This is a genomic window from Pseudomonas atagonensis (assembly GCF_011369485.1).
In the GTDB taxonomy this organism is placed as follows: domain Bacteria; phylum Pseudomonadota; class Gammaproteobacteria; order Pseudomonadales; family Pseudomonadaceae; genus Aquipseudomonas; species Aquipseudomonas atagonensis.
In genome coordinates this window covers 155929-174634 of record NZ_VXCA01000011.1, presented here as the reverse complement: position 1 = coordinate 174634, position 18706 = coordinate 155929, and the positions used below count along the sequence as shown (strand labels likewise).

The 18706-nt window shown below is 59.9% G+C and carries 15 protein-coding genes; 3 read left to right on the top strand and 12 right to left on the bottom strand.

The window, feature by feature from the left end; translation table 11 throughout:
* Positions 1 to 55 precede the first annotated feature (55 nt).
* Positions 56 to 1114 carry a quinolinate synthase NadA gene (gene nadA, locus F2P67_RS07965; RefSeq protein WP_166219190.1) on the top strand — a complete coding sequence of 353 codons (1059 nt, stop codon included), beginning with the start codon at positions 56 to 58 and terminating at the stop codon, positions 1112 to 1114.
* A 74-nt stretch (positions 1115 to 1188) separates the two neighbouring features.
* Here the strand turns inward: nadA and F2P67_RS07960 are convergent, their stop codons facing one another.
* From F2P67_RS07960 to arcD (F2P67_RS07905), 12 genes are all read right to left on the bottom strand, one after another.
* The gene (locus tag F2P67_RS07960; RefSeq protein WP_166219188.1) at positions 1189 to 1677 is read right to left on the bottom strand and encodes an RDD family protein; all 489 of its coding nucleotides are present in this window, start codon (positions 1675 to 1677) and stop codon (positions 1189 to 1191) included.
* 97 nt (positions 1678 to 1774) lie between these two features.
* On the bottom strand, positions 1775 to 1987 hold the full coding sequence (locus F2P67_RS07955; RefSeq protein ID WP_007934683.1) for a cold-shock protein: 213 nt from the start codon (positions 1985 to 1987) through the stop codon (positions 1775 to 1777).
* Between the two features lie 405 nt (positions 1988 to 2392).
* Positions 2393 to 3517 carry a glycine cleavage system aminomethyltransferase GcvT gene (gcvT, locus tag F2P67_RS07950; RefSeq protein ID WP_166219186.1) on the bottom strand — a complete coding sequence of 375 codons (1125 nt, stop codon included), beginning with the start codon at positions 3515 to 3517 and terminating at the stop codon, positions 2393 to 2395.
* Positions 3518 to 3566: 49 nt separating this feature from the next.
* Entirely contained in the window at positions 3567 to 4943 is a 1377-nt protein-coding gene (locus F2P67_RS07945; RefSeq protein WP_166219184.1) for an L-serine ammonia-lyase, read from the bottom strand.
* Between the two features lie 114 nt (positions 4944 to 5057).
* Positions 5058 to 7910 carry an aminomethyl-transferring glycine dehydrogenase gene (gcvP, locus tag F2P67_RS07940; RefSeq protein WP_425511019.1) on the bottom strand — a complete coding sequence of 951 codons (2853 nt, stop codon included), beginning with the start codon at positions 7908 to 7910 and terminating at the stop codon, positions 5058 to 5060.
* Between the two features lie 11 nt (positions 7911 to 7921).
* The gene (gene gcvH, locus F2P67_RS07935; RefSeq protein WP_007951190.1) at positions 7922 to 8305 is read right to left on the bottom strand and encodes a glycine cleavage system protein GcvH; all 384 of its coding nucleotides are present in this window, start codon (positions 8303 to 8305) and stop codon (positions 7922 to 7924) included.
* Between the two features lie 434 nt (positions 8306 to 8739).
* On the bottom strand, positions 8740 to 10248 hold the full coding sequence (locus tag F2P67_RS07930) for a sigma-54-dependent transcriptional regulator (RefSeq protein ID WP_166219182.1): 1509 nt from the start codon (positions 10246 to 10248) through the stop codon (positions 8740 to 8742).
* Between the two features lie 285 nt (positions 10249 to 10533).
* Entirely contained in the window at positions 10534 to 10896 is a 363-nt protein-coding gene (locus F2P67_RS07925; protein WP_166219180.1) for a DUF5064 family protein, read from the bottom strand.
* 62 nt (positions 10897 to 10958) lie between these two features.
* Positions 10959 to 11888 carry a carbamate kinase gene (gene arcC, locus F2P67_RS07920; RefSeq protein ID WP_166219178.1) on the bottom strand — a complete coding sequence of 310 codons (930 nt, stop codon included), beginning with the start codon at positions 11886 to 11888 and terminating at the stop codon, positions 10959 to 10961.
* Positions 11889 to 11957: 69 nt separating this feature from the next.
* Complete coding sequence (locus F2P67_RS07915; protein WP_047296014.1) at positions 11958 to 12968, bottom strand: ornithine carbamoyltransferase; 1011 nt, start codon at positions 12966 to 12968, stop codon at positions 11958 to 11960.
* 69 nt (positions 12969 to 13037) lie between these two features.
* Positions 13038 to 14294, bottom strand: coding sequence for an arginine deiminase (arcA, locus tag F2P67_RS07910; RefSeq protein WP_166219176.1), 1257 nt, complete (start codon positions 14292 to 14294; stop codon positions 13038 to 13040).
* A gap of 35 nt (positions 14295 to 14329) precedes the next feature.
* Positions 14330 to 15757: an arginine-ornithine antiporter gene (gene arcD, locus F2P67_RS07905; RefSeq protein ID WP_166219174.1), complete on the bottom strand. Its 1428-nt coding sequence runs from the start codon at positions 15755 to 15757 to the stop codon at positions 14330 to 14332.
* A 437-nt stretch (positions 15758 to 16194) separates the two neighbouring features.
* Here arcD (F2P67_RS07905) and arcD (F2P67_RS07900) point away from each other — a divergent pair, with 437 nt between their 5' ends.
* On the top strand, positions 16195 to 17622 hold the full coding sequence (gene arcD / locus F2P67_RS07900) for an arginine-ornithine antiporter (protein WP_166219172.1): 1428 nt from the start codon (positions 16195 to 16197) through the stop codon (positions 17620 to 17622).
* A complete protein-coding gene (locus F2P67_RS07895) occupies positions 17619 to 18482 on the top strand; it encodes a DNA-3-methyladenine glycosylase 2 family protein (protein ID WP_166219170.1) in 864 nt (287 codons plus the stop codon). The genes arcD (F2P67_RS07900) and F2P67_RS07895 overlap by 4 nt, the downstream gene beginning before the upstream one ends.
* The last annotated feature ends 224 nt before the right edge of the window (positions 18483 to 18706 follow it).

Genomic DNA, 18706 nt, shown 5'->3' with positions numbered 1-18706 from the left:
CGGAGCCGGGTGTATACTCGACTTTCGCGCGAAAGCGCCTGCAGGTCTTGCGAACATGACGCAGATTTCCGAACGCCTTCTGGTTCAAGCCCACCTCGATGCCAAACAGCCCAAACCGCTGACCGCCGAGGAAGAGGCCTTTTACCGTTCCGCCATTGCCGCCGAGCTCAAGGCTCAGGACGCGGTGCTGGTTGCTCACTTTTATTGCGATCCGGTGATTCAGGCCCTGGCCGAAGAAACTGGCGGTTGCGTTTCCGACTCCCTGGAAATGGCCCGTTTCGGCAACGCTCATCCGGCCAAGACCGTGGTCGTCGCTGGTGTGAAGTTCATGGGCGAGACCGCGAAGATCCTCAACCCAGAGAAGCGTGTGCTGATGCCGACGCTGGACGCGACCTGCTCGCTGGACCTGGGTTGCCCGGTGGACGAGTTCTCGGCGTTCTGTGATCAGCACCCGGAGCGTACGGTGGTGGTTTACGCCAACACCTCAGCTGCCGTGAAGGCGCGGGCTGACTGGGTGGTGACGTCGAGTTGTGCACTGGAGATCGTCGAAAGCCTGATGGACAACGGCGAAACCATCATCTGGGGCCCGGACAAGCACCTGGGCACCTACATCCAGCGCAAGACCGGCGCCGACATGCTGCTTTGGGACGGTGCCTGCATCGTTCACGAGGAGTTCAAGTCCAAGCAGCTCGAAGACATGAAAGCGTTGTATCCGGACGCGGCCATTCTGGTGCACCCGGAATCGCCGACCTCGGTAATCGAATTGGCGGACGCCGTCGGGTCCACCAGTCAGTTGATCGCTGCGGCGCAAACGCTGCCGAACAAGACGCTGATCGTTGCCACTGACCGTGGCATTTTCTACAAGATGCAGCAGTTGTGCCCGGACAAGGTCTTCATCGAGGCGCCAACCGCCGGTAACGGCGCCGCGTGCCGCAGTTGCGCGCATTGCCCGTGGATGGCCATGAATACCCTTGAGCGCACGCTCAAGAGCCTCAAGGAAGGCACGAACGAGATCTTTGTTGATCCGGCGTTGATTCCTCAGGCGATCCGTCCACTCAAGCGCATGCTTGATTTCACCCAGGCGGCGCGGATGAAACTGGCCGGTAACGCCTGAGATCTTTCAGAAACAACCCAAAACCTGTGGGAGCGGGCTTGCTCGCTCCCACAGTGGTTTTCAGTGTCTGGAAATTATTTGCTCTTTTTCGGGATCCGAACGACGCGGGTATCCGAATAGATGTCGTGCCACGTACGTTTCTGCTTGTCAAACAGCGACCAGAAAAATCCAAGTCCCACGCACAGCCACGAAGCAATCGACACCATGAAGCGCAACAGCGCCTGCCACAGGCTGATCGCGCTGCCATCGGCGTTCTGCACGCGAATCCCCCACACCTGCATGCCGAGTGTCTGCCCGCCATGGGTCCAGAACTTGGCAAAGAACGCAAACAGCACCAGCAGCAACACCGTGGAGTACAGCGGGTCGCCGTCGAGCTTGCCGGCATCGGTCATTGCACGCAGACGTTCTTCGCCAATGATCACCGCCTGGATCAGCTTGTAAACGAAGCCGGTCACGATCAGCAGGGCAGTGCACAGCAGGAAGTCATAGAACATCGCGGCCAGGCGACGGCCAAGACCCACGGCAGGAAAATCGCCCTGTGGGGTGAGCAGGTTTTTCGACATGGCAGCCTCTGGACGCGAAATGAAGCGCCATTTTACGGATTCGCGCGCACAAAAAAGCCCCTGATATCAATATCAGGGGCTTTTTCGTGACAGAAGATCAGCCTTCGGCTTGTACTTCGTCAGCCTGCATGCCTTTCTGGCCTTGCACAGCCACGAAAGTCACTTTCTGGCCTTCTTTCAGGCTTTTGAAGCCGTTGCCCTGGATGGCGCGGAAATGCACGAACAGATCCGGACCGCTTTCTGGAGTGATAAAACCAAAACCTTTCTCGTCGTTAAACCACTTGACGGTACCGCTCTGACGTTGGGACATTTCTTATTTCCTTTGACGCAAAAAATTAATGACAGTCTCTTCCTCATGAAAGAGTACTGGGGCTGGTTGCAGGAGAGTAAGAAGACGTCGAACGGGATGTAGCTAACTTGTAGGCTACTGCCCAGGTCACGATTCCAAGCTGACCCATGCAAACACAGTGGACAAACTCTACGCCAACTACGGGAGAAAAAACAAGCCCCGCGAAGACCCCGGTTTTCCTGCGCTTGCTGGCAGTTAGTCAGTCCACTAGTGCAGCCTTAGACGATTAGCTTGTTCAATTGTTTTCGATCGTTATAAGCAAAGTTCATATTCGAATCGTTTGATAGAAAATGCACTTTTTTGTGGCGATTGCGTTACACATTAGTGCACGCATAACGCAATCGCGTTACTTATAGAAACAGTCAATCAACCACGATAGTAGCGTTGTGGAACAAATGGCATTTTGCTTACAAGCATAGGCACCTTTTTCCCACGGACGATTGCCCAAACGGTTGTATCGAGAGTGACATAAGCGCTGTCGAGGTAACCCATCGCCAACGGGCCGCCCAGGGTTGGGCCAAAACCACCGCTGCACACGCTGCCAATGATTTCTCCAACCTCGTTGACGATTTCCGCGCCTTCACGCACTGGCGTACGTTCCTGCGGCAGCAGGCCCACGCGTTTGCGCGCGACACCGTTTTGTTGCTGGGTAAAGATCTGTTCGGCGCCCGGGAAACCGCCGGCCCGCGCGCCATCGGCACGGCGTGGCTTGGAGATCGCCCACAACAGGCTGGCTTCGATTGGCGTGGTCTCGCTGTTCATGTCGTGGCCGTACAGGCACAGACCGGCTTCCAGGCGCAGTGAATCGCGAGCACCCAGGCCGATGGCTTGAACTTCCGGTTCGGCGAGCAGGGCGCGGGCGAGTTTTTCTGCATCGGCGGCCGGCACCGAGATTTCGAAGCCGTCTTCACCGGTGTAACCCGAACGGCTGACAAAGCAGTCGATGCCCAAAAGATTCACGCGCGCGAATTGCATAAAGGTCATTTTCGCGACGTCAGGAGCCAGTCGCGCCAGCACAGTAACGGCGGCCGGACCTTGCAGTGCCAGCAGTGCGCGCTCTTCGAACAGCGCCGTAATGGTGCACTGATTGCCGATGTGTTTTTGCAGGTGCGCCAGATCCTGATCCTTGCACGCGGCGTTGACGACGAGAAACAGTTCGTCGTTGCCGAGATTGGCGACCATCAGGTCATCAAGGATGCCACCGGTTTCGTTGGTGAACATCGCGTAACGCTGCATGCCGACTGGCAGGTCGATGATGTCCACCGGCACCAGGGTTTCCAGGGCTTTGGCGGCATTAGCGCCGGTCAGGCGTATCTGGCCCATGTGCGAGACATCGAACAGGCCGGCCTGCTCACGGGTGTGCTGGTGTTCTTTCATCACGCCCAGCGGGTATTGCACCGGCATGTCGTAGCCGGCGAACGGCACCATGCGGGCGCCGAGTTCGATGTGCAGAGCGTGCAGCGGGGTTTTCGACAGTTGTTCGGTGGACATGCGCAACTCCTTGATTCACAGCAACCCTCTCTCGGAGGAGAGGGGCTCATTAGCATTCGATAATGTTGACCGCCAGACCGCCACGGGCGGTCTCTTTGTATTTGCTTTTCATGTCGGCGCCGGTCTGGCGCATGGTGCGGATGACCTTGTCGAGGGAGACAAAGTGCTGACCGTCGCCACGCATGGCCATGCGCACCGCGTTGATTGCCTTCACCGAGCCCATCGCATTGCGCTCGATGCACGGCACTTGCACCAGACCGCCAATCGGGTCGCAGGTCAGGCCGAGGTTGTGTTCCATGCCGATTTCGGCGGCGTTTTCCACTTGCTGCACGCTGCCGCCGAGGACTTCGCACAGTGCGCCGGCGGCCATCGAACAGGCCACACCGACCTCGCCCTGACAGCCGACTTCGGCGCCGGAGATCGAGGCGTTCTCCTTGTAGAGAATGCCAATAGCCGCCGCCGTCAGCAGAAACCGCACGACGCCATCGTCATTCGCGCCGGGGATAAAACGCATGTAGTAATGCAGAACAGCGGGAATAATCCCCGCCGCGCCATTGGTCGGCGCCGTCACCACGCGCCCGCCGTTGGCGTTTTCTTCGTTGACTGCCAGTGCGTAGAGGTTGACCCAATCAAGCACTGACAGCGGATCGCGCAGTGCCGATTCGGGGTTCTTGCACAACTGACGATGTAGCGCGGCAGCACGTCGTTTGACCTTCAAACCGCCCGGCAAGATGCCTTCGTTACGGCAACCCGCCGCGACGCAGTCCTGCATTACTTGCCAGATTTTCAGCAGGCCGGCACGGGTTTCCGCTTCCGGGCGCCAGGCGCTTTCGTTGGTCAGCATGACCTGACTGATCGACAGGCCATAGGTGGCGCAGTGACCGAGCAAGTCCTTGGCACTCTTGAACGGGAAGGTCAGCGGGGTGGCGTCTTCGACGATACGGTCGGCGCCGGCCGCATCCTCATCGACAACAAACCCGCCGCCAACCGAGTAGTACTCGCGGCTGCGAATCTGCAGGCCCGCCGCATCGAAGGCGCGAAAGATCATGCCGTTGGGGTGATAGGCCAGCGGCTTGCGGATCATTGCCAGGTGTTCTTTCTCGTTGAACGCAATGCTGTGTTCACCGAGCAGGTTCAAACGCCCGCTGCCGCGAATCTGTGTGAGACGTGCAGCAACGGTTTCGGTATCCACGGTGTCCGGGTGTTCACCTTCCAGGCCCAGCAGCACGGCCTTGTCGCTGCCGTGCCCCTTGCCGGTGGCGCCGAGGGATCCATACAACTCGACCCTGACGCTGGTGGTGGCCGACAACAGGTTTTCCCGACGCAGGCCTTCGACGAAACGCGCGGCTGCGCGCATCGGGCCGACGGTGTGGGAACTGGAGGGGCCGATGCCAATCTTGAACAGGTCGAACACGCTTAACGACATGGTTGTTCTCCGGTTTCTTGTTATAGGAATTGGCGGAATATCAGGCTTGATGCATTTCCATGGGGAACTGTGGTGTAGCTGAAGTCGGGGCAGGTTTACCTGCCCCTCATTCGTTTAAGCGTAGCTTTCGATCGACGGGCAGGCGCAGACCAGGTTGCGGTCGCCGAAGACGTTGTCGACGCGACCGACCGGCGGCCAGTACTTGCCTTCGATCAACGACGCCACCGGGTACACCGCCTGCTCGCGGCTGTACGGGTGGGTCCACTCGCCAACCAGTTCTGCTGCGGTGTGCGGGGCGTTCTTCAGCGGGTTGTCGTCCTTGTCCAGCGTGCCATTCTCTACAGCGCGGATTTCTTCGCGGATGCGGATCATGGCGTCGCAGAAGCGGTCCAGTTCTTCCTTGGATTCGCTTTCGGTCGGCTCGATCATCAGCGTGCCGGCCACCGGGAACGACATGGTCGGGGCGTGGAAACCGAAGTCGATCAGACGCTTGGCGACGTCATCGACGCTGATGCCGCTGCTGTCTTTCAGCGGACGCAGGTCGAGAATGCACTCGTGCGCCACCAGGCCGTTGCTGCCGGTGTACAGCACTGGGTAGTGCTCTTCGAGGCGACGGGAAATGTAGTTGGCATTGAGGATCGCCAGTTGCGAAGCTCGCTTCAGACCCGCGCCACCCATCATGCGAATGTACATCCAGGTGATCGGCAGAATGCTCGCGCTGCCGAACGGTGCTGCGCAGACCGCGCCTTCCTTGCGTTCCATGTGGCCGTGGCCTGGCAGGAACGGCGTCAGGTGCGATTTCACGCCGATCGGGCCGACGCCCGGGCCGCCGCCGCCGTGGGGGATGCAGAAGGTTTTGTGCAGGTTCAGGTGCGAGACGTCGCCGCCGAACTTGCCCGGCGCACAGAGGCCGACCATCGCGTTCATGTTGGCGCCGTCGATGTAAACCTGGCCGCCGTTGTCATGAATGATCCCGCAGATCTCGCGGATACCTTCTTCGAACACGCCGTGGGTCGACGGGTAAGTGATCATCAGCGCCGCGAGGTGTTCGCGGTGCTCGATGGCCTTGGCGCGCAGGTCTTCGATGTCGACGTTGCCACGCGCGTCGCACGCGGTCACAACCACGCGCATGCCAGCCATGTTGGCGGTCGCCGGGTTGGTCCCGTGGGCGGACGACGGGATCAGGCAGATGTCGCGACGGTCATCGCCACGGCTCTGGTGATAGGCGCGAATCGCCAGCAGGCCAGCGTATTCACCTTGTGAACCGGCGTTCGGTTGCAGCGAGATCGCGTCGTAACCGGTGGCGGCGCAGAGCATCGCTTCCAGTTCATCGGTCAGTTGCTGGTAACCGGCGCTTTGCTCGGCCGGAGCGAACGGGTGCAGGGCGCCGAATTCGGCCCAGGTCACCGGAATCATTTCGCTGGCGGCGTTGAGTTTCATGGTGCACGAGCCCAGCGGGATCATGGTGCGATCCAGCGCCAGGTCCTTGTCCGCCAGCTTGCGCAGGTAGCGCATCAGCTCTGTTTCCGAGTGATAACGGTTGAACACCGGATGGCTGAGGATCGGCGACTGACGCACCAGCGAAGCCGGGATGGTGCTTTGCACCGCAGCGGCCAGCGCAGCGAAGTCCGGCAGGGCTTTGCCGTCAGCGAACAGGCTCCACAGGGTTTCGATGTCAGCCTGAGTGGTGGTTTCGTCGACCGACAGGCCCAGACGCTGAGCGTCGACGACGCGCAAGTTGACCTGGGCAGCGTGCGCCTTGTCGTGCAGCGCGGCGGTTTGCGCGCCGGTGGCCAGGGTCAGGGTGTCGAAGAAGTGTTTCTGCTCGACGGTCTGGCCCAGCGCAGTCAGACCCTTGGCCAGAGTCGCGGTCAGGTGATGCACGCGGTTGGCGATCTGGGTCAGACCTTTCGGGCCGTGGTACACGGCGTACATGCTGGCGATGTTGGCCAGCAGCACTTGCGCGGTGCAGATGTTTGACGTGGCTTTCTCACGGCGGATGTGCTGCTCGCGGGTCTGCATGGCCAGACGCAGGGCCGGTTTGCCGAAGCGGTCAACCGAAACACCGACCAGGCGGCCCGGCATGTCGCGCTTGAATGCATCTTTGGTGGAGAAGTAAGCCGCGTGCGGCCCACCGAAGCCCAGCGGTACGCCGAAGCGTTGTGCGGAACCGATGGCGACGTCTGCGCCAAACTCGCCGGGGGCGGTCAGCAGGGTCAGGGCCAGCAGGTCGGCGGCGACGGCGACCAGCGCATTGGCGGCGTGGAAGCGTTCGGTGAGTTCGCGGTAGTCGAACACATCACCGTTGCTCGCCGGGTATTGCAGCAGTGCGCCGAAGAATGGAGTTACGTCGGTCAGTTCACGCTCGTCACCGACCACGACTTCAATGCCCAGCGGCTCGGCACGGGTGCGCAGCACGTCGAGGGTTTGCGGGTGGCTGTGGATCGAGGCGAAGAACTGGTGGCTGCCCTTGTTCTTGCTCAGGCGTTTGCAGAAGGTCATGGCTTCGGCAGCGGCGGTGGCTTCGTCGAGCAGTGAGGCGTTGGCAATCGGCAGGCCGGTGAGGTCGCTGATCAGGGTCTGGAAGTTCAGCAGCGCTTCGAGACGGCCCTGGGAAATTTCTGGCTGGTACGGGGTATAAGCGGTGTACCAGGCCGGATTTTCCAACAGGTTGCGCAGGATCGGCGACGGCGTGTGGCAGTTGTAGTAGCCCTGGCCGATGTAGGTCTTGAACAGCTGGTTCTTGCCGGCGATCGATTTGATCATCGCCAGTGCATCGGCTTCGCTCAGGCCGTCGTCCATGCCGAGCACGCTGGTGCCCTTGATGCTTTCCGGGATCACGCTAGCGCTCAAAGCTTCGAGCGAGTCGAAGCCGAGGCTGTTGAGCATGGCTTGCTCGTCACCGGCACGAGGGCCGATGTGACGGGCGATGAATTCGTTGGCGGTGCCGAGGTTTACTTGGGTCATGTCGTTACTCCTCAGGCTTCGGCTTGGGCTTTGATCAGACGGTCGTAGGCGTCCTGATCCAGCAGTTTGGCGACGGCCGAAGCATCGGCTGGCTTGAAGCGGAAGAACCAGCCTTCGCCCAGCGGGTCTTCGTTGACCAGTTCCGGGCTGTCTTCCAGTGCCGGGTTGGTGGCCAGAACTTCACCGTCCAGCGGCATGTACACGCCGCTGGCGGCTTTTACCGATTCCACGGTGGCGGCTTCAGCGCCTTTTTCATAAGCCTGCAGTTCAGGCAGTTGCACGAACACCACGTCGCCCAAGGCGTTCTGCGCGAAAGCGGTGATGCCGACGGTGACAGAGCCATCAGCTTCGGCGCGCAGCCATTCGTGATCTTCAGTAAAACGCAACTCGCTCATGGAAACTCCTCAGGGGCCAGACTCGTCTGGTGGACGCGGTGGAATACTCGGGCGGTAATGCCCTGATTTTATGAGCGGTTACTTAGCAAGAACGCGGCCAAAGTAAAAATATCCTTATAAAACAATAGCTTGTCTGATATTTAGATGGTTGTGGTCGAGTAGGCTGTAGCGAAAACGCTACAGCTTGGAGCGAAGAAAAAAGCTGAATCGGATCAAAGCCTTGCACAGCAGTGATCGGAGGAGGGTGTATCGATATCGTTCCGCTGTAGCGCTTTCAGTACAGTTGGGGGTCGCTTTTGAATGGGTTTCGAATCCGCCACATACCCTGCGGGAGCGGGCTTGCTCGCGAATACGGTGTGTCAGTCACCATAAATGCTGGCTGACCCGACGCATTCGTGAGCAAGCCCACTCCCACATTTTTGACCGAGTCCGGTTCAGGGCTTGTTGGGGATGCCGTACTTGCGCAACCGATGGGCGATGGCAGTGTGCGAAGTTTGCAGGCGACTCGCCAGTTGCCGGGTCGAGGGGTAGCTGACGTAGAGTTTTTCCAGTAACGAGCGCTCAAAGGCTTCGACCGCTTGTTCGAGGCTGTCGACGTCGCTGTCGGTCTGCCGCGCAACGGAGGTGCCGGCAATGTCGAGGTCGCCAATGTCCACCAGGCTGCTTTCGCAGATCGCGGCGGCGCGGAAGATCACGTTCTGCAATTGCCTCACGTTGCCCGGCCAGCGGTTGCCGAGCAGCGCCGGGTAAGTGCCCGGGGCGAGGCGACAGACCGGGCGCTGAATCTGCGCGCAGGCCTGCTGCATGAAATAACGCGCGAGCAGCAGAATGTCCTGACCGCGCTCGCGCAGGGGCGGCACCTCGACGTTGAGCACGTTGAGGCGATAGAACAGGTCTTCGCGGAACAGGCCTTCGCTGACCATTTTTTCCAGGTCGCGGTGAGTCGCGCTGAGGATCCGCACGTTGACCTTCACCTCACGATCGCCACCGACCCGACGGAAGCTGCCGTCGTTGAGAAAGCGCAGCAGTTTGGCCTGCAAGTACGGCGACATCTCGCCGATCTCGTCGAGAAACACCGTGCCCTGGTTGGCCAGTTCCATCAACCCCGGTTTGCCGCCGCGCGCTGCGCCAGTGAAGGCGCCGGGAGCGTAGCCGAACAGTTCGCTCTCGGCGAGGTTCTCTGGCAGGGCCGCGCAGTTCAGCGCGAGAAACGGCGCGTTGTGCCGCGCACTGATGGCGTGGCAGGCGCGGGCGACGAGTTCTTTGCCGGTGCCGGTTTCGCCTTGAATCAACAGCGGTGCGTCGAGGGCCGCGACCCTTTGCGCGCGGGCCTTGAGGGTGCGGATCGCCGGGGACTCGCCGAGCAGCGCATCGAAACCTTCGGCGTGATCGTGGTGCAACGCCGAGAGTTGTTCGCCGATGCGGTTCGGTTGATACAGGGTCAGCAGGGCGCCGGCGTCGGTGATCGGCGTGGCGTCGAGCAACAGGGTCTGGCCGTTGACGGTGATCTCGCGCAGCGGCAGGCGGAAGCCGTGTTCGAGCAACGTTTCGAGCAGGCCCGGATCGTTGAACAGTTCCGAGACACTTTCACCGGCCGGCTCGCGACCGTACAAGGCGATCAGGGCCGGGTTGGCCAGCAGCACCTTGCCGGCACTGTCCAGGGCCAGTACCGGGTCGGTCATTGCCGCGAGCAACGCGTCGAGCTGCAAGTGCCGACGCTGACCGGGCAGGATGTCGACCACCACCACGGCCTCCACGCCACGCACGCGAAACAACGCATCTTTGAGTTCTTCAAGCACTTGCGGGCTCAGGGTCGGCGCGTCGATGTAGACGTTCGGCGGGATCATTTCCACCGCATCCAGATTGAGGTTGCGCCCACCGAGAATAGCCAGGACTTCCTGGGTGATGCCGACGCGGTCGATGAAGCTGACGTGGATACGCATGGGGCGGTTCTGGGTTCTGGATTGCGGAGGGTGGCAAGTATGCCTTGATGGGGGACTGGGGTGAAATCTTGAGAATGGCGTCGTGCTCGAAATCCACCCCTCACCCCAGCCCTCTCCCGGAGGGAGAGGGAGCTGACCGAGGTGTCTGAGGTTTGACATCGACCTGGAAGAACCAGTCGATTATGGATTCAATAAAGCAAGGTCAGGTCGGCGTAACTCTGGAGCATCCCCGGATCAGTCCCCTCTCCCTCCGGGAGAGGGCTAGGGTGAGGGGCTCTTAAAGGCTTATTCGAAATGCTCTGGATTGACCGGATCCCCGGATTGCATATTCAACTTGGTGCGGATGTCTTCAAACATCAAGTCGTAATGTTTGTGCACCGAGCCGATCTGGCTGTGCGCTTTGGGAATTCCGTATTTTTCGGCGATTCGGGTCACGTCGCGGGCGAAGTTGTAAGCCTCTTCCTTGGGCAGGAAAAACGTCTCCTTCATGTCCTTGTCTTGCATGCTGCCATGCAGGGTGAACTGTATCCCTTTGCCTTTCTGCGGATCGGTGAACACTTCATAGTCGAGGCACACGTTGTAACTGACGTCATCCGGAGTTAACGCGTGCCGCTCGATGTGCAAGCGGCCGGGTTCGAACTGGGCCATGGGTTTCTCCTTTCAAGGCATGGGAGAAGGGCAGGCCTCGCGCCTGCCCCCGGAGTTTCTGATTATCGGTAGCTGATGCCGGGCTTCGCGGTGGTCACGCGAGTACCGGCGGTGCCCTGAACGATGGCTTCGATGTCTGCCAGCGAACCGATCACCGCAACCTTGCCAGTATGGCGCGCGAATTCGCAGGCTGCCTGAACCTTTGGTCCCATGGAACCGGCGGCGAAACCCAGGCGTTCGAGTTCGTCCGGGTGGGCCTCGGCGATGGCTTTCTGAGTTGGTTTGCCGTAGTCGATGAACGCCGCGTTGACGTCAGTGGCGATCACCAACAGGTCGGCTTCCAGTTGCTCCGCCAGCAGTGAGGAGCACAGATCCTTGTCGATCACTGCCTCGATGCCTTTGAGATTGCGCTTCTCGTCGTACATGGTCGGAATGCCGCCACCGCCGGCGCAGATCACGATGCTGCCCTTGTCCAGCAGCCACTTGATCGGGCGGATTTCGAAGATGCGTTTTGGTCGTGGGCTGGCCACCACACGGCGGAACTTGTCGCCGTCGGGAGCGATGGCCCAGCCTTTTTCGGCGGCGAGTTTTTCTGCTTCGGCTTTCTCGTAGACCGGGCCGATCGGCTTGGTCGGGTTCTTGAACGCCGGGTCATTGGCGTCGACTTCAACTTGAGTGAGCAGGGTGGCGAACGGCACTTCGAAGTCCAGCAGGTTGCCCAGTTCCTGTTCGATGATGTAGCCGATCATGCCTTCGGTTTCGGCACCGAGCACATCCAGCGGGTAAGGGGTGACGGAGGTGTAGGCGGCTGCCTGCAGCGACAGCAGGCCGACTTGCGGGCCATTGCCGTGGGCGATGACCAGTTGGTTGCCAGGATGGATCTTGGCGATTTGCTCGGTGGCGATACGGATGTTCGCGCGCTGATTGTCAGCGGTCATCGGCTCACCACGGCGGAGCAGGGCGTTACCGCCCAGAGCTACGACGATACGCATGGTGCATGTCCTTTTTTCGTGTTGATCGTTCCCACGCAGAGCGTGGGAACGATCAGTGCCAAAGTCGGGTTACAGGTCTGCCAAAGTCGACACCAGAATCGCCTTGATCGTGTGCATGCGGTTTTCCGCTTGCTCGAAGGCGATGCAGGCTGGCGACTCGAACACGTCGTCGGTCACTTCGATACCGTTGGCCAGATGCGGATACTGCTCGGCGATCTGTTTGCCGACCTTGGTATCGCTGTTGTGGAACGCCGGCAGGCAGTGCATGAACTTGGTCCGCGGGTTGCCGGTGGCTTTCATCAGCTCGGCGTTGACCTGATACGGCAGCAGTTGCTGGATACGCTCGGCCCAGGCTTCAACCGGCTCGCCCATCGATACCCAGACGTCGGTGTGGATGAAGTCGACGCCTTTGACGGCGGCTTTCGGGTCTTCGGTGAGGGTGATGCGCGCGCCGCTTTCTTCCGCGTATTTCTTGCAGCGATCGACCAGATCGTCATGCGGCCACAGGGCTTTCGGCGCGCAGATGCGCACGTCCATGCCGAGTTTGGCGCCGACCAGCAGCAGCGAGTTGCCCATGTTGTTGCGCGCGTCGCCGAGGTAGGCGTAGCTGATTTCATGGATCGGCTTGTCGGCGTGTTCACGCATGGTCAGCACGTCGGCGATCATTTGCGTTGGGTGATATTCATCGGTCAGGCCGTTGAACACCGGCACGCCAGCGAACTTGGCCAGCTCTTCGACGATTTCCTGCTTGAAGCCACGGTACTCGATAGCGTCGTACATACGACCCAGCACGCGGGCTGTGTCTTTCATGCTTTCCTTGTGGCCGATCTGCGAGGAATTCGGATCGATGTAGGTGACGTTGGCGCCCTGATCGTAAGCGGCGACTTCGAACGCGCAGCGGGTACGGGTCGAAGTTTTTTCGAAGATCAGGGCGATGTTGTTGCCCTTCAGGTGTTGCTGCTCGGTGCCGGTGTACTTGGCACGTTTGAGGTCGCGGGACAGGTCGAGCAGGTAACGCAGCTCACGTGGGGTGTGGTGTTCCAGGCTGAGCAGGTTACGGTTGTGAATGTTGAACGCCATGATGATTCTCCTTGGATTCGGTAATCGGCCCGACCGCGACAGGGTCAGTGCGGCCGGGGAGATGGTCGTTTAGTAGTCGATTGGGTCGCGCACGATGGGGCAGGTCATGCAGTGGCCGCCGCCACGGCCACGGCCCAGTTCGCCGGCGCTGATGGTGATGACCTCCACGCCGGCCTTGCGCAGCAGGGTGTTGGTGTAGGTGTTGCGGTCGTAGCCGATGACCACGCCCGGTTCCACGGCCACCACGTTGTTGCCGTCGTCCCATTGCTCGCGTTCGGCGGCGAAGCTGTTGCCGCCGGTTTCGACGACGCGCAGTTTCGGCAGGTTGAGGGCTTTGGCCACGACGTCGAGGAACGTGCCTTCTTCGCGACGGATGTCGATGCCGCCCTGTTTGCTTTCGTCAGGGCGCAGGGTGAAGGCGACGATCTGGTTGACCACTTCCGGGAAGATCGTGACGAGGTCGCGGTCGCAAAAGCTGAACACGGTGTCCAGGTGCATCGCCGCGCGGGATTTTGGCAGGCCGGCAACGATGACTTTTTCCACGGCTTTGTTCTTGAACAGATTCAGCGCCAGTTGGCCGATGGCCTGACGGGATGAACGCTCGCCCATACCGATCAGCACCACGCCGTTGCCGATCGGCATGACGTCGCCGCCTTCGAGGGTCGAGCTGCCGTGATCCTTGTCCGGATCGCCGTACCAGATTTCGAAGTCGGCGTTGGTGAACTGAGGGTGAAATTTATAGATGGCGGTGGTCAGCAGGGTTTCCTGACGGCGCGCCGGCCAGTACATCGGGTTCAGCGTCACGCCGCCGTAGATCCAGCACGTGGTGTCGCGGGTGAATTGAGTGTTCGGCAGCGGCGGCAGAATGAAGCTGGAGTGGCCGAGGAAGTCGCGGAACATCTGGATGGTCTTGCCACCGAAGCTGTCCGGCAGGTCATCGGCGGACACGCCGCCAATCAGGAATTCGGCGATGTGCCGTGGCTCCAGGCTTTTCAGCCAGGATTTGACTTCGTTGATCAGGCCCAGGCCCACCGAATCGGCGGTGACCTTGCGCTCGAGAATCCAGTCCAGCGCTTCAGGGATGGCGACGATGTCGGTCAGCAGGTTGTGCATTTCCAGCACTTCGATGCCGCGCTCACGCATTTTGGTGACAAAGTCGAAGTGGTCACGCTTGGCCTGGGCGACCCACAGCACGTCGTCGAACAGCAGTTCGTCGCAGTTGTTCGGGGTCAGCCTCTGGTGGGCCAGACCTGGGGAGCAAACCATGACTTTGCGCAGTTTGCCGGCTTCGGAATGGACGCCGTACTTAACTTTTTCCGTGGTCATTTCAGTGTTCCTCCAGATGACAAATCAATCAGGGGTTACAGGGTCAGGAAGCCGTCGTAGAGACCGTAGGCTGCCACCAGGGCACCGACGACCACCGCGGCGAAAATCAGCTTCTCGACGTTGGTGAAAACCGCTTGTTTGAGTTCGAGCTTGGCCTTGGCGAACAGGATCGCGCCGGGGGCATAGAGCAGGGCCGAGAGCAGCAGGTACTTCACGCCGCCGGCGTAGAGCAGCCAGACCGCGTAGACCAGGGCGATGCCGCCGATGATCAGATCCTTGCGCCGCTCGGCCGCAAAGCCTTCGTAGGTTTCGCCGCGCACCGCCAGCAGCAGGGCGTAGGCCGCCGACCACAGGTACGGCACCAGAATCATCGAGGTGGCGAGGTAGATCAGCGACAGGTAAGTGCTGGCCGAGAACAGGGTGATGATGAGGAAAATCTGCACCATCGCGTTGGTCAGCCACAGGGCGTTGACCGGCACGTGGTTGGCGTTTTCCTTGCGCAGGAACTCCGGCATGGTGTGGTCTTTGGCGGCGGCGAACATGATCTCCGCACACAGCAAGACCCACGACAGTAGCGCGCCCAGCAGGGAGATGATCAGGCCGACGCTGATCAGCACCGCACCCCAGTGACCGACCACATGCTCAAGCACGGCGGCCATCGACGGGTTCTGCAGTTTCGCCAGCTCAGGCTGAGTCATGATGCCCAGCGACAGCACGTTCACCAGCACCAGAAACAGCAGCACGGTGATGAAACCGATCACGGTGGCTTTACCCACGTCCGAACGTTTTTCCGCCCGGGCGGAGAAAATGCTCGCGCCTTCGATGCCGATGAACACCCACACGGTGACCAGCATCATGTTGCGCACCTGGTTCATCACGCTGCCCAGATCCGGGTTTTTCACGCCCCAGATGTCAGCGGTGAAGATGTCCAGTTTGAAGGCGAAAATCGCGATCAGCACGAACAGCAGCAGCGGTACGACCTTGGCGACCGTGGTCACCAGGTTGATGAACGCCGCTTCCTTGATCCCGCGCAGCACCAGGAAGTGCACGGCCCACAGCAACACCGACGCCCCGATGACGGCGGCAACCGTGTTGCCTTCACCAAACACCGGGAAGAAGTAGCCGAGGGTACTGAACAGCAGAACGAAGTAACCGACGTTGCCCAGCCAGGCACTGATCCAGTAACCCCAGGCGGACGAGAAACCCATGTAATCGCCAAATCCGGCCTTGGCGTAGGCGTAGACACCGCCATCAAGGTCAGGCTTTCGGTTGGCGAGGGTCTGGAAGACAAAAGCGAGAGTGAGCATGCCGACGGCAGTGATGGCCCATCCGATCAGTACCGCGCCGACGTCGGCGCTGGCGGCCATGTTTTGTGGCAAAGAGAATATCCCGCCACCGATCATTGAGCCGACCACGAGGGCAACCAGTGCACCTAATCGTAGTTTTCCGGGAGCTTCAGACATTGCATGACTCCATTGCAGGAGAGAAGAGATCACAGCGTAGTTCTGTTGTCTGTTCAAACAGCTGACATAGATCAGTGCATGGCCACATTCCATTGTTAATGAATGACTTATGAAACCACTAGAGGCATAAGGATCTGGTCTGCAATGCCTGTACTAGAGGCGTCTTGAGGCTTTTTTAAGGAATTGTTGCTATTACTTTCGAATTAACACGCTAGTTCCTTTTCAGCTTTTCGCAAATTTTTCACATCTGTTTTCAGCACAGAATTGATTTATTAGGATCAGCGCACAAAACTGTCTGAGCGTGCTAGGCGTTAGAGACAACGGCTATATATAAATGAACGTTTGTTGGCGTTACTCAATAAACGTCATTAGTCTTTATCCGTTTAGTTAATAGTTGTTACAAACAAAACCACACCACAGTTTTAAGGGAGACTGGAATGTCGCAACCGACGCAAAAGCTGCGCCTTGGCGCGTTGATCGCCCTGGTGGTGGGTTCGATGATTGGCGGGGGGATTTTCTCGTTGCCGCAAAACATGGCGGCGCGGGCCGATGCCGGGGCGATCCTGATCGGTTGGGGGATCACCGCCATCGGCATGCTGACCCTGGCCTTTGTCTTCCAGACGCTGGCCAACCGTAAGCCGGAGCTGGACTCCGGCGTCTACGCCTACGCCAAGGCCGGATTCGGTGATTACATGGGCTTTTCGTCGGCGTGGGGTTACTGGATCAGCGCCTGGCTGGGCAATGTCGGTTACTTCGTCCTGCTGTTCAGCACCCTCGGTTATTTCTTTCCGGTCTTTGGCCAGGGCAACACGCCCATCGCCATCGGTTGCGCCTCGGTGCTGTTGTGGGCCGTGCATTTTCTGGTGATGCGCGGGATCAAGGAGGCGGCGTTCATCAATCAAGTGACCACGGTGGCGAAGATCGTGCCGCTGATCATGTTCATCGTCATTGCCGCCGTAGCGTTCAAGGCGGACATCTTTACCCGCGACATCTGGGGCCACAGCAATCCGAGTTTTGGCGGGGTGATGGATCAGGTGCGCAACATGATGCTGGTCACCGTGTTCGTCTTCATCGGCATCGAAGGCGCCAGCGTGTACTCGGCGCGGGCGGAGAAACGCAGCGATGTCGGCCGCGCCACGGTGATCGGGTTTATCGGTGTGCTGGCGTTGCTGGTGCTGGTCAATGTGCTATCGCTGGGGATCATGAGCCAGCCGGAGCTGGCCAACCTGCAGAACCCGTCGCTGGCGGCGGTGCTGGAGCACATCGTGGGGCCTTGGGGGGCGTTGCTGATCAGCATTGGCCTGGCCATTTCCTTGCTGGGCGCACTGCTGTCGTGGGCCTTGCTCTGCGCGGAAATTCTTTTCGCCACGGCTCGCGACAAAACCATGCCGGCGTTCCTGAAAAAGGAAAACGCCAACCATGTGCCGGTCAATGCCTTGTGGCTGACCAACGTGATGATCCAGATTTTCCTGTTGATCACGCTGTTCTCGGCGGGCACATACACCAGCCTGATTTACCTCGCCTCGTCGATGATTCTGGTGCCGTATCTGTGGTCGGCAGCGTACGCGGTGCTGCTCAGCGGGCGCGGAGAAACCTACGAACATGCCTCGGCCGAACGCACCAAGGATCTGCTGATCGGCGGCATCGCCCTGAGTTATGCGGTGTGGTTGTTGTATGCCGGCGGGGTCAAGTATTTGCTGTTGTCGGCGCTGCTGTATGCGCCGGGAGTGATTCTGTTTGCCAAGGCCAAACATGAGCAGGGCGAGCCGTTGTTCACCACGGTCGAGAAAGGCATTTTTACCTGCGTGATCATTGGCGCCGGGCTGGCGGCGTATGGTTTGTACAGCGGGGTGTTGTCGTTGTGAGGCTGTCGCTTGAGTATCAGCCGCCCTATGACTGGGCGGCGATGCTGGGATTTTTGGCAGCGCGAGCGGTGGTCGGAATGGAGGCCGTTGTCGACGGTGTGTACTCGCGCAGCATTGGCTTGAACGGATGTCATGGCTGGTTTTCGATCCGTCCCGGAATGGGCGATGCGCTGGACGTGGAGCTGGCGTTCCCGGATCCGTCAGCGCTGCCCGAAATGACCGCGCGATTGCGGCGCATGTTTGATCTCGACGCGGATTTGCCGCTGATGCAACGGCATCTGGCGCAAGACCGGTTGCTGGCGCGGTTGATCGTCGAGCGACCGGGGCTGCGCGTTCCCGGTGCGTGGGACGGCCTGGAGCTGGCGTTTCGCGCTGTGCTCGGACAGCAGATCACCGTAGTGGCGGCGATTCGTCTGGCGGGGAGACTGGTTGCGCAGTATGGCGCGCCGTTGCGTTCGGCGATTCCAGGGTTGACACACGTTTTTCCTCAGGCGGATGTTTTGGCGGCGGCGGATCTAGCGGCGTTGGGCATGCCGAAAAGTCGTGGGCGCACACTGTCGGGCGTGGCGCAGGCGTTGCTGGAAGATCCCTTGTTATTTGAGCCGGATCGCGAGGGCGGGGTGGAGCGATTGCTGGCGCTGCACGGCATTGGTGATTGGACAGCGCAGTACATCGCGTTGCGGCAGTTGCGTGATATGGATGGGTTTCCGACCGGGGATGTCGGGCTGTTGCGGGCGTTGGAAGTGCTGGAAGGGCAGCGGCCGACTGCGCGGGAATTGGCCGTTCGTGCGGAGGCCTGGCGGCCTTATCGAGGGTATGCCGCTCAGCTGTTGTGGACGACCTTGAGCCGGGCTGATTGATACATCATCGCTCGACCTGAAATTGCGGCCCTCACCCCAACCCTCTCCCGGAGGGAGAGGGGGCCGACCGTGTTACCTTGCGCTGTCCATCGACCTGAAAGACCGAGTCGGTTATGGATTCGGCAGGAAATATTAAGGGGCGGATAGCGATGGCTGGCGCCTGGGATAGAGTCGATTGTGGATTCGACAAAGATCGTTCAGGTCGGTGGAACTCTTCAATATCC

What these genes read in the sequence shown, in the direction of transcription:
- nadA (WP_166219190.1), top strand. Translation starts at nt 56, where the DNA reads ATGACGCAGATTTCCGAACGCCTTCTGGTTCAAGCCCACCTCGATGCC.
- F2P67_RS07960 (WP_166219188.1), bottom strand. Translation starts at nt 1,677, where the DNA reads ATGTCGAAAAACCTGCTCACCCCACAGGGCGATTTTCCTGCCGTGGGT.
- F2P67_RS07955 (WP_007934683.1), bottom strand. Translation starts at nt 1,987, where the DNA reads ATGTCCCAACGTCAGAGCGGTACCGTCAAGTGGTTTAACGACGAGAAA.
- gcvT (WP_166219186.1), bottom strand. Translation starts at nt 3,517, where the DNA reads ATGTCCACCGAACAACTGTCGAAAACCCCGCTGCACGCTCTGCACATC.
- F2P67_RS07945 (WP_166219184.1), bottom strand. Translation starts at nt 4,943, where the DNA reads ATGTCGTTAAGCGTGTTCGACCTGTTCAAGATTGGCATCGGCCCCTCC.
- gcvP (WP_425511019.1), bottom strand. Translation starts at nt 7,910, where the DNA reads ATGACCCAAGTAAACCTCGGCACCGCCAACGAATTCATCGCCCGTCAC.
- gcvH (WP_007951190.1), bottom strand. Translation starts at nt 8,305, where the DNA reads ATGAGCGAGTTGCGTTTTACTGAAGATCACGAATGGCTGCGCGCCGAA.
- F2P67_RS07930 (WP_166219182.1), bottom strand. Translation starts at nt 10,248, where the DNA reads ATGCGTATCCACGTCAGCTTCATCGACCGCGTCGGCATCACCCAGGAA.
- F2P67_RS07925 (WP_166219180.1), bottom strand. Translation starts at nt 10,896, where the DNA reads ATGGCCCAGTTCGAACCCGGCCGCTTGCACATCGAGCGGCACGCGTTA.
- arcC (WP_166219178.1), bottom strand. Translation starts at nt 11,888, where the DNA reads ATGCGTATCGTCGTAGCTCTGGGCGGTAACGCCCTGCTCCGCCGTGGT.
- F2P67_RS07915 (WP_047296014.1), bottom strand. Translation starts at nt 12,968, where the DNA reads ATGGCGTTCAACATTCACAACCGTAACCTGCTCAGCCTGGAACACCAC.
- arcA (WP_166219176.1), bottom strand. Translation starts at nt 14,294, where the DNA reads ATGACCACGGAAAAAGTTAAGTACGGCGTCCATTCCGAAGCCGGCAAA.
- arcD (WP_166219174.1), bottom strand. Translation starts at nt 15,757, where the DNA reads ATGTCTGAAGCTCCCGGAAAACTACGATTAGGTGCACTGGTTGCCCTC.
- arcD (WP_166219172.1), top strand. Translation starts at nt 16,195, where the DNA reads ATGTCGCAACCGACGCAAAAGCTGCGCCTTGGCGCGTTGATCGCCCTG.